A 10249-nucleotide genomic window follows, 5' to 3' on the forward strand; every position below is an offset into this window, starting at 1 on the left:
CTCCAACGCCACCTTCGCCTTTTGTGCCCCAGTCATCAATTTACGCTTTTTCTCACTCATTTTTATCCACCTGTTTTATGATGGACACCATCTTAAATTATTGTCTGTTTTTATGGGTCCACTATACGGATCAGCCATTCGACAATCAACACTTGATAGAGGTCGTATTCATTGCCTGCTTCTATTAGCCTTTGCTGCATGGGTTTGCTTCCCATTTGGATGGATGATATGTGTTAAATGTTTGAATTTTATTATTGGTCTTTATTATATTATCAATTGATTTTTTTACACGTTTATCAAGAGAAGTTGTGCAACTATTTAAAATAGCAATGGGTTTGTATGACCGTAAACGCTGTTCAAAATCAATTTCACAATGGGGAAAAATTTTTTTCCATACATTATTTCTAAGTGTATTTGCTCCAGTAACTACAAGGTCTTGTTGATGAATGAAGTGAAGGGATGTTTGAAAAGGAACGGGGTTGACGAAACAAATTCGGTATGTTTCCCTTCGACAAAGGCTAAGCCCTAATGCTTCAAGTAACGGTAAAATATGACCAGTAAAATATTTGCTAAATCTTATTCCTGTTTCACCATTTGCAGGCTGTAGAGGAATAAAGCTTGGGTATTCATATTCCTCTATATGAGGTGATTCTAAAATAATAAGAATATTATTGGCATCTTCTTGGATCTGAATGGGGTGTCCATATCCATCGTTTGAAGTTTTTGTTACCCAGTCACCAGCAATTATTGATGTATTTGGTTCATATAATTTCCATTCAGTGACACTGTTATCGAATTTCAAATCATAGCGATAAACATCTGGAACTATTTTTCTGTAAAAAAAATCTTTTTTTATTGTAAATGAACCGTTGCTATTTTTATTAAAATAGCTTGATTCTTGCCCTTTTTCTAAGATATATTTTACGGTATTGTTTTTATCTTTTATCCTAATGCTCAATTCGATAGTGCAATATTCACAAAAAGACGGATATCTGAATTGAAGTAAATAGCAATGATTGCATCCAAATTCTAATATTAGTTCAGTCATTTTTAGCCCTCATTGCCCCATAAGTTATTTTTCTAAACCTGCTCTTCCCCCATCCGCCTCTGCGCTTCCAAGAAGTTCATAATAGCAAACATCAGTTCCCGCGTCCCTGCGCCGTTAATGGCAGCGGTCTTAAAGACCGGGCCAGTCCATTGCAGTTCGTCGATGATGGTTTGGCAGCGTTCTTCGGCTTCTTCGGGGCTTAAGCGGTCGATTTTGTTTAAGACCAGCCAGCGCGGTTTGGTGGCGAGGTTATCGCTCCATTTTTCCACTTCGCGGATGATGGTTTGTGCCGATTCTACGGGCGATTCGGTGCTGTCATAAGGGGCGACATCGACCAGATGCAATAACAGTCCGGTGCGTGACAGATGTTTTAAGAATTGTAAGCCTAGGCCCGCGCCTTCCGCTGCGCCTTCGATAACGCCGGGAATATCGGCGATGACGAAGCTGCGTAGGTCGTCAATGCGCACGACACCGAGGTTAGGGTGCAGGGTGGTGAAGGGGTAGTCGGCGACTTTAGGGGTGGCGGACGATACCGAGCGGATCAGGCTAGATTTGCCGGCGTTGGGCATTCCTAGCAGGCCGACATCGGCGATTAAGGTCAGTTCTAAGCGCAATTGGCGGTGTTCGCCGGGTGTGCCTTTGCTGGCTTTTTGCGGGGCGCGGTTGATGCTGCTTTTAAAGCGGGTATTGCCTAAGCCGTGGAAACCGCCTTGGGCGACCAACAGGGTTTGGCCTAGGCGGGTCAAGTCGCCGATGACTTCGTCGGTTTCGGCATCGGACACTTGTGTGCCTAGCGGTACGGCAACGTAGCAGTCTTCGCCTTTTTTACCCGTGCATTTATTGCCCATGCCTTTTTGGCCTTTTTCGGCCCTGTGTACGGCATGGTAACGGAAATCGACCAAGGTATTGATGTTTTCGACGGCGACTAAGTACACGCAACCGCCGTCGCCACCGTCGCCGCCGTCAGGGCCGCCCATGGGGATATATTTTTCGCGCCGGAAGCCGACTGCGCCGTTGCCGCCGTCACCCGCTTCTACGCGAATTTCTGCTTCATCAACAAATTTCATAATTACTTACACCGCTTAAGACCAGACTGTAAAAACAAAAAAAGCCCCGCCATGCAAACAGCGGAGCTTTTGTAGAGGCGCAATAGTTTGCGTCTTTTGTGGCAGAGACGCAAGCGGCTCTCTGCGTTAGCGAATAGATGGGCGGTAAACGCCCGAAAGGACGACGGCTTACGCGCTTTAGCTGTGCAGCCATGCCCTGGCAAAGGCTTCTTGGTCGGCTTTGAAATAATGGATGCTAAACGGCACAAAACCATGTAGCAAGAACAATAAGGCGCTGTCACGCCATTTCATATCGCCGACTAAGGCCAATCTGTCAACGTGCTGTTGGAGGAATTCGTCATCCTCGTCATCATCCCAGTTGACAAAAGTGGCTATGCTGAGAAAGCCTTCGTCAATAATAATCAAGCCTTTGGCGCGACCATAGGTTTTGATGAACGCGACCACCTGCTTTTTTATAGCATCAGCTTCGGTGCGCACCAAGACCCCTGTGGTATGGACGACAAAGAGGTTGTTTTCTGCTTCAAACTTAACCGTTAATGCCATAAGCACCACCTATCGTTTTATTGGATACCCTAACAGATGCAAAAGACAGGGCTAGGTACGATCAGGCGGTCTTAACAGACGCTGGCTAGGCCAGCCCAGCGTTTTAGGTATTATGCGGCAGCAACGATGCTGACGAATTTACGGTTTTTGGGGCCTTTAACCTGAAAAACCACTTTACCGTCTGCAACTGCAAACAAGGTGTGGTCTTTGCCGCAGCCGACGTTATCGCCTGCATGGAAATGGGTGCCGCGTTGACGGACAATAATGTTACCCGCGATAACTTCTTCGCCGCCATAACGTTTGACGCCTAAGCGTTTTGCGTTCGAGTCGCGGCCGTTACGGGTACTACCACCAGCTTTCTTATGAGCCATTTCTTTAACTCCTGATTAAGCAGAAATGCCAGTGATCTGGACTTCTGTGTAATATTGACGATGCCCCATGTGTTTCATGTGGTGTTTGCGTCTTCTAAATTTAACGATTTTGATTTTTTTATGTCTGCCTTGAGACATAACGGTCGCCGTTACTTTGCCGCCTTCGATGAAGGGCAGGCCGACTTGTACCGAATCGCCGGATTGGATCATGAGAACTTTGTCAAATTCGACGCTATCGCCCTCGCCCAATTCCAGTTTCTCTATTTTTAGGGTTGTACCTTCTTCAACGCGGTACTGTTTACCACCTGTTTGAATTACCGCATACATTTGCGTAAGCTCCGTCAAGCATTAATCTGTTAAAAAATCAGTCCGCCATTATATGACGGCAACTGTTGTAGGTCAATGGAAGTTTTATAAAATTCAAGCAGAACGGTTTGTTGGGCTGGGATTTGTGGGTGATTGCGTTGTTTGGCTAAATAGAGTGGGTGGGCTGTTTCTGGCCGATGTTTCCGTACGCTGAAACGGTGTGGTGTCAAACGGTAGGCTAAATGTTGATGCACTCGGTCAGGTCATCGTGCAAAGGCTAAAGACCTTTGCACTCCGCTGGAGGAGCCGCACTGAGCCGAGTGCAATGGTCTTCAGCCATTGCACCCTGACTTTATAAACCAGCATTTAGCCTGTTTGCTTCGTGCCGGATGTTATATAAACTAAGTTCCTCTTGATATGAGCTTACCCTTGCCTTTGTAGGCGAGGATGCCATTTTGGCCGATTATCAAGGTTATCACTGACAGGCGTTTTATATGGCTATGTTTAACCCGCCCCATCCGGGAAGTATTTTAAAAGAAGATGTTCTGCCAGAGCTGGGTCTCGGCGTAACAGAAGCCGCCGCACAGCTTGGCGTGTCGCGGGTGACTTTATCCCGCGTCATCAATGGCCGTGCCGCTATCAGTGCGGAGATGGCGATCCGGCTTGGGTTATGGCTAAATGTCCCCAGCGCCGAAAGCTGGGTGCGTATGCAGGCGGAATATGATCTCTGGCAAGCCAGACAAAAGCCCCGTCCTGATGTTTTGGTGCAACATTTGGCAAGGCGCTATCCGAAACCTGTTTGACTTGGTTGTGTTTAGCCGGATTTAAAAATGTAAGCCTAATGTAGGAGGGGACATACAGCGCAATACGCACTCGCTCGTTGTCTTACAGAATGAGTTTTCGTATTATCATAAATAAAAAAAGCCGCTATATAGCGGCTTTTTTGAATTGGCGGGGGTATCAATATCTCCAACAAGACCAACAACTTTCCGACTGCCTGACCCAAACCCCCATTGATGACATGGTTGCAGCAGATGGAAACACAGATATTAATACGATAAAAAAAATTTTCAGTGCAATCATTATGCCCTCCTGTTTTATTGGATCGATATTAGAAAGGCTTAAAACGGGTTGAATTACATGTGAGATTATGTCCCACGCTTTGTCGTTGTCTTCGTTGGTAAATTCTGTATGGTTAATGAGGATATAAGGCTGAAATGTAAAAATTCAAGTCTTTTGTATATCCAATTTTATAAATTTTTTGCCCCATGTTTTATGGCAAAAAACTTATCTGCCTGATATAGTCGGTTAAATATAAAAACGACCCGCCAAAGTAGTCAAGCCAAGGCGGCGGCACTTGGATTTTTAGGGAGGGGGCCTGTGAATACAAGAAGCTTGTGTATTAAAAATTTTAAAATATTTTGTCAAAATAATGGGCTGATTGTAGGTGAGATTTCTTTTTTGGATAAAATTCTAAGAAAATATAATCAAGATGTTTTTGTTGTTAGTGTTGAAGTAAGTTATGGCGACAAAAAAGGGTTAATAGATGAACGGGCGATGAACTTTATTATGCTTATGTTCTGGCGGACCATTACAGCTAAAGCTCGTAAAAATATCCCTTTTTTAATTATTAAAAGTCAAGGAAGGAAGGGCAATCCAGAATTATACTCAATCAATCCTAATTTAAAAGGGAGGGAAATTGATGCACTTACTCGATATAATAGTGTTTTTGTCAAGAACGTATTAAAAAACGCAAGATTAAATAAGCGACAAATATCTGCTTTTTGGGATATTGGTAATAATAAAATCAATAAGATATTGATAGATAGATGCCGCACTGATGAAAAATTCAGCTGCCTTATAACCTCTTCGCCTTATTTAAAATATATTTTTTTGAAAAAGGGCGTTATTTTCAAGTGTGAATTCAACTCCGAAGTGCAATGTTATCAAGCCTTTAATCCATTAAGATAACGAAGTAAATCGAATTCCGTAGGGCGCAATGACAATATCATATTGCGCCACATGATGATCTACCGATTATCACGCTTTTCAACCGCGCTCGCCATAGTCAACGCCCCCGTCAGGGGCGTTTCTCCATTGAGCTGTAAGCCTCTCTAACACCCTTTTAAGGCATTGTTGTGTAACATGTCTACAGCTCTATTCAGGGTTTACGGCCGCCAACCCATCACCCGCCAACGCTTCCAGTTGTTTCCAGCGGTTGACGATGATGCAAAACAATTCGGCGGTTTTTTCGGCATCGTAGAGCGCCGAATGGGCTTTGTCGTTGTCCCATTCTATGCCTGCCGCTTGGGCGATTTTTGCCAGTACCGTTTGTCGGTAGACCAAGCCGCCTAGGGTGGCGGTGTCGAAGGTGCTGAACGGGTGGAACGGGCTGCGTTTGATGTGGGTGCGGGTGATCGCGGCGTTTAAAAACGCGATGTCAAAGGCCGGGTTATGGCCGACCAAAATGGCGCGGGTGCAGTTGTTACGTTTGACGGCGTGGCGGATCGGTTTGAACAGCAAGTCTAGGGCTGCGTGTTCTTCTATCGCCATGCGGAACGGGTGGTGCGGGTCGATGCCGTTAAATTTTAGCGCAGCTTCGTCCAGTTCCGAGTTTTTAAACGGCACGACATGGGTCGAATGGCGTTCGGTAATGCCTAGGTTGCCGTCGCTGTCGAATTCGACGATGACGGCTGCAATTTCCAGTACGGCATTTTTTTTCGGGTTAAAACCTGCCGTTTCTATGTCAACAACGACGGGTAGGTAGCCTCTAAAGCGTTTGTCCAAGGGTAGGGTGGCTGGGGTGTCCATGGGATAGGTGTCAGTTCCTGGTTAATCGCCGTGAGGGTGCATGGTACGCGAAATGGGCGCAATAAAAAAATCTATTCATTGGGGGAGGGCATTAGCGCATTTGCCAGGCCAATTCTTCCCCTCCCCATAAGGGGGTAATCGCCACGCCGTCTTCGCCTTGAATGGTGGCGGGTACGCGCCATGCGGTTTTGGTCAGGGTGACGGTGGTGGTGTTGCGGGGCAGGCGGTAGAAGTCTGCGCCGTAGTGGCTGGCGAAGCCCTCCAGTTTGTCCAACGCGCCTGCACGTTCGAAGGCTTCGGCATAGAGTTCTAAGGCGGCAGGGGCGCTAAAGCAGCCTGCACAGCCGCAAGCGGCTTCTTTTAGGTGGGTCAGGTGCGGGGCGCTGTCGGTGCCTAAAAAGAATTTGGGGTTGCCGCTGGTGGCGGCGGCGACTAGGGCTTGGCGGTGCTGTTCGCGCTTGAGGATGGGTAGGCAGTAGTGGTGCGGACGTAGGCCGCCTGTCAGCAGGGCGTTGCGGTTTAACAGCAAATGCTGGGGGGTGAGGGTGGCGGCGACTTGCGGGCCGGCCGCTTCGATAAATTGCACGGCCTCGGATGTGGTAACATGCTCTAAGACAATGCGTAAGGCGGGAAATTCGGCCACTATGGCGCGTAAATGGCGGTCGATAAAGACCCGCTCACGGTCGAAAATGTCACAATCGTCATCGGTGACTTCGCCATGCACCAATAACGGCAAACCGTGGCGTTCCAGAGCCGCCAGTTGTGGATAGATGGCTTGGATGTTACCCACGCCCGCATCCGAATTGGTGGTCGCCCCTGCCGGATAGAGTTTGACGGCGTGGACAAAGTCGGTTTCAGCGGCTTTTTGCAGTTCGTCTGTGGTGGTTGCGGCGGTGAGGTATAGGGTCATCAGCGGTGTGAAGTCCATGCCTTCGGGTAGGGCTTGGAGAATTTCCGCGCGGTACTGTTCGGCTTGTGCTACGGTGGTGACTGGCGGTTTTAGGTTGGGCATGATGATGGCGCGGGCAAATTGCCGGGCGGTATGCGGCAGCACGGTTGCTAAAACAGCGCCGTTTCTGACGTGGATATGCCAATCATCGGGGCGGGTGAGGGTTATTGTTTGCATGGTAGGCTAGTTTGTCGAAAAAATGTCTGTAAAATGGCGGCTATTCTATAGTAAGTGCCTTGAAAAACGACCATTGCGCCCTATTGTACTTATTATTTTGTTTAGGAGTTAGCTATGCCCATTTACGAATACCAATGCCAAGCGTGTGGCCATGCCCATGAAGCGTTGCAAAAACTCAATGCTGAGCCGCTGACGGTCTGTCCGGCTTGCAGCCAGCCGGAACTGATGAAAAAAATCTCCGCCGCCGGGTTCCGCCTTAAAGGCAGCGGCTGGTATGAAACAGATTTTAAAAGCGGCGCTAAGAAAAATGTCGCAGGCGAAGCCAGCGCACCTGCCGCAGCTGCGCCCAGTTGCCCAGGCGGCGGCTGTACTAAAAGCCATTAACCCATTTACTTGGCCTGCTTGGTGGCAGGCCCTTCAAAATCTACTAAGAATAACAGGGAAATATTATGCGTACCCACAAGTGCGGGGAATTAGATACACAACAGCTAGGCGAAACCGTTGAGATTTGCGGTTGGGTACATAGACGGCGTGACCATGGCGGCGTGATTTTTATTGATTTGCGCGACCGTGCCGGCTTGGTGCAAGTCGTAGTCGATCCCGATACCGCCGATACCTTTGCGACGGCGGAAAGTGTCCGTAGCGAATATGTCTTAAGAATTTCCGGCCTTGTCAGAAGCCGCCCTTCAGGTACGGTCAACGCCAATATGCGTTCCGGTGCGATTGAAATTTTGGCTAAAGAGATTGAAGTCTTAAACGAGTCGGAAACCCCGCCGTTCCCTGTCGAAAGCGAAATCGAAGTCAACGAAGAACTGCGCTTACGCTACCGTTATATCGACCTGCGCCGTGTCGCCATGCAAGAAAAAATGAAGGTGCGCCGCGATGTCACGCGGGTGCTGAGAAACTTCTTGGACGATAACGAATTTTTTGAGATTGAAACGCCATATCTGACCAAGGCCACGCCCGAAGGCGCACGCGATTATATTGTCCCTAGCCGTACCCACGAGAATGCTTTCTTCGCCCTGCCGCAGTCGCCGCAGTTGTATAAGCAAATCCTGATGGTGGCGGGTATGGACCGTTACTATCAAGTGGTGCGCTGTTTCCGTGACGAAGATTTACGCGCCGACCGCCAACCTGAATTTACCCAGTTGGATATTGAAACTTCGTTCATGACCGAAGACGAGATTATGGTCATCATGGAAGAGATGATCCGCCAGTTATTCGCCAAGGTGATCAATGTCGCCCTGCCTGCCGAATTCCCGCGCATGACCTACCAAGAAGCCATTGCGCGTTATGGTATCGACCGCCCTGATTTGCGTATCCCGCTGGAGTTGGTGGATATTGCCGATCTGTTGACAACGGTCGATTCAAAAATATTCTCAGGTCCTGCAAATGATCCGAAAAGCCGTATTGTTGCGATGCGTGTGCCTAATGGCGGTAAAGTCCTGACCCGCAAAGCGATTGACGAATTGACGAAATTTGTCGGTATCTACGGGGCGAAAGGTTTGGCCTATATTAAGGTCAACGCGTTGCCCGATTTGAGTGCTTGTGATGTTAACGACCGCCAAGCGGCGGTTGAAGAAGCGTTACAATCGCCTATCGTTAAATCGTTGCCTTGGAATGTGCTGATGGAAATATTAGCGCGTACACATGTGGCAGAAGGTGATTTGATTTTCTTCGGTGCGGACAAGGCGCACATTGTCAATGAAGCCATGGGCGCGTTGCGCGTTAAGCTGGGCCATGATTTGAATTTGCTGGAAGGCGAATGGAAACCCGTCTGGGTTGTGGATTTCCCGATGTTTGATTGGGATGAAAAAGCTGGCCGTTACAACGCCATCCACCATCCGTTTACCGCGCCGAGTTGCTCTGTAGAAGAGTTGGTGGCAAATCCGGGTGCGGCTTTGTCGCGGGCTTATGATTTGGTGCTGAACGGTACCGAAGTCGGCGGCGGCTCCATCCGTATCAACCGCTCTGCCATGCAGCAAACCGTCTTGGGCATTTTGGGCATTGGTGAAGAAGAGGCGCAAGAAAAATTCGGCTTCTTGTTGGAAGCCTTGAAATACGGTGCGCCTCCGCACGGCGGCTTGGCGTTCGGCTTAGACCGTTTGGTGATGCTGATGACGGGGTCCACGTCTATCCGCGACGTGATCGCCTTCCCAAAAACCCAATCGGCAGCATGTCCGCTGGTCAATGCGCCTGCGGTAGTGACCGATGCGCAGCTTAAGGAGTTGGGTATCCGGTTGATTAAGCCTGCTGGGAAAGAGAAGGCTTAAGTTAAGTGATGTTGTGGGGGCGGCGGATGGGTTTGCCTCCCCCCCTTAGTTTGTTAGACGAAAAAAGTCCTCTTGTTGGAAATGTATGTGGTGAAATCTGGCTAATATTGATTTCGCCGATTATTAAATTTTACGGGATACCTTGATAAGCATCGCTTAACATTAGGTAGCAACAAACACCATCCGCATATGAATCTTTACGAAAGAGATTTTAGCTTGTTGACGGCTGATGAATATTCAGCATGGCAAGATATAAGAAAAAAGGAAATTGTTGGTAGCATTGGAGGTATGGACATCTCCATCAATTTATCTAGTCAATATCCCAAAGCAGCTAGGCATTTTAATAGCTGTTTTCCAAATCACTATCTTGACATTGTAGAGCTTAGTGAGAAAGAACGTCTTACAGCTCAGCTAAACGAATTCTCTGAATTAATCAATTCTGAAGATGTAAATGAGCGTAAAATACTTGAATTTATTAATTTCAAGTGCGGATATTTTTTGGTTGCCTCCATAATAAAGAATTATTATCTGCGTTTTGGTCATCACGATGCTTACTTATTTCCTGAGTTTCAACTTGGAAACTCGTACAAAGTTGATTATTTACTTGTTGGGCGAGGGTCTGGTGGTTGGGAATTTGTATTCGTTGAACTAGAAGCGCCAACTGGAAATATTACTAGAAAAGATGGTGGCCTCGGTAATGCGTT

At 47.6% G+C, this 10249-nt stretch carries 13 protein-coding genes; 6 read left to right on the forward strand and 7 right to left on the reverse strand.

Features of this window, described 5'->3' with window-relative positions; all coding sequences use genetic code 11:
* Positions 1-184: 184 nt before the first annotated feature.
* The 5 genes from AADEFJLK_RS07430 to rplU all read right to left on the reverse strand — a co-directional run bounded on the left by AADEFJLK_RS07430 (position 185) and on the right by rplU (position 3356).
* Positions 185-1048, reverse strand: a complete 864-nt coding sequence (locus tag AADEFJLK_RS07430) for a hypothetical protein (protein WP_146054530.1) — start codon at positions 1046-1048, stop codon at positions 185-187.
* 32 nt (positions 1049-1080) lie between these two features.
* Entirely contained in the window at positions 1081-2115 is a 1035-nt protein-coding gene (gene cgtA, locus AADEFJLK_RS07435) for an Obg family GTPase CgtA (protein WP_103973826.1), read from the reverse strand.
* A 177-nt stretch (positions 2116-2292) separates the two neighbouring features.
* Positions 2293-2658, reverse strand: coding sequence for a SpoIIAA family protein (locus AADEFJLK_RS07440; protein ID WP_088618445.1), 366 nt, complete (start codon positions 2656-2658; stop codon positions 2293-2295).
* 110 nt (positions 2659-2768) lie between these two features.
* Positions 2769-3029, reverse strand: a complete 261-nt coding sequence (gene rpmA, locus AADEFJLK_RS07445) for a 50S ribosomal protein L27 (RefSeq protein WP_088618444.1) — start codon at positions 3027-3029, stop codon at positions 2769-2771.
* 15 nt (positions 3030-3044) lie between these two features.
* Positions 3045-3356 carry a 50S ribosomal protein L21 gene (rplU, locus tag AADEFJLK_RS07450; RefSeq protein ID WP_088618443.1) on the reverse strand — a complete coding sequence of 104 codons (312 nt, stop codon included), beginning with the start codon at positions 3354-3356 and terminating at the stop codon, positions 3045-3047.
* 473 nt (positions 3357-3829) lie between these two features.
* On the opposite strand from rplU, the gene AADEFJLK_RS07455 reads away from it, so the two are divergent.
* The 3 genes from AADEFJLK_RS07455 (at position 3830) to AADEFJLK_RS07465 (ending at position 5306) form a co-directional block, all read left to right on the forward strand.
* The gene (locus AADEFJLK_RS07455) at positions 3830-4138 is read left to right on the forward strand and encodes a HigA family addiction module antitoxin (protein WP_103973827.1); all 309 of its coding nucleotides are present in this window, start codon (positions 3830-3832) and stop codon (positions 4136-4138) included.
* Between the two features lie 89 nt (positions 4139-4227).
* A complete protein-coding gene (locus tag AADEFJLK_RS07460; RefSeq protein WP_103973828.1) occupies positions 4228-4470 on the forward strand; it encodes a hypothetical protein in 243 nt (80 codons plus the stop codon).
* Between the two features lie 245 nt (positions 4471-4715).
* Positions 4716-5306, forward strand: a complete 591-nt coding sequence (locus AADEFJLK_RS07465) for a hypothetical protein (protein WP_146054531.1) — start codon at positions 4716-4718, stop codon at positions 5304-5306.
* Between the two features lie 186 nt (positions 5307-5492).
* Here AADEFJLK_RS07465 and rnt read toward each other — a convergent pair whose 3' ends face one another.
* Both rnt and pyrC read right to left on the reverse strand, forming a co-directional pair.
* Positions 5493-6146 carry a ribonuclease T gene (gene rnt, locus AADEFJLK_RS07470; protein ID WP_103973830.1) on the reverse strand — a complete coding sequence of 218 codons (654 nt, stop codon included), beginning with the start codon at positions 6144-6146 and terminating at the stop codon, positions 5493-5495.
* Positions 6147-6237: 91 nt separating this feature from the next.
* Positions 6238-7272 carry a dihydroorotase gene (pyrC, locus tag AADEFJLK_RS07475; protein ID WP_103973831.1) on the reverse strand — a complete coding sequence of 345 codons (1035 nt, stop codon included), beginning with the start codon at positions 7270-7272 and terminating at the stop codon, positions 6238-6240.
* A 114-nt stretch (positions 7273-7386) separates the two neighbouring features.
* Here pyrC and AADEFJLK_RS07480 point away from each other — a divergent pair, with 114 nt between their 5' ends.
* From AADEFJLK_RS07480 to AADEFJLK_RS24410, 3 genes are all read left to right on the forward strand, one after another.
* On the forward strand, positions 7387-7656 hold the full coding sequence (locus AADEFJLK_RS07480) for an FmdB family zinc ribbon protein (RefSeq protein ID WP_088618440.1): 270 nt from the start codon (positions 7387-7389) through the stop codon (positions 7654-7656).
* Between the two features lie 65 nt (positions 7657-7721).
* The gene (gene aspS, locus AADEFJLK_RS07485; RefSeq protein WP_103973832.1) at positions 7722-9545 is read left to right on the forward strand and encodes an aspartate--tRNA ligase; all 1824 of its coding nucleotides are present in this window, start codon (positions 7722-7724) and stop codon (positions 9543-9545) included.
* A gap of 189 nt (positions 9546-9734) precedes the next feature.
* The coding region (locus AADEFJLK_RS24410) for a hypothetical protein (protein ID WP_211299172.1) at positions 9735-10249 on the forward strand (515 nt) is incomplete at its 3' end.

The sequence above is a fragment of the Methylovulum psychrotolerans genome (genome assembly GCF_002923755.1).
In the GTDB taxonomy this organism is placed as follows: Bacteria; Pseudomonadota; Gammaproteobacteria; order Methylococcales; family Methylomonadaceae; genus Methylovulum; species Methylovulum psychrotolerans.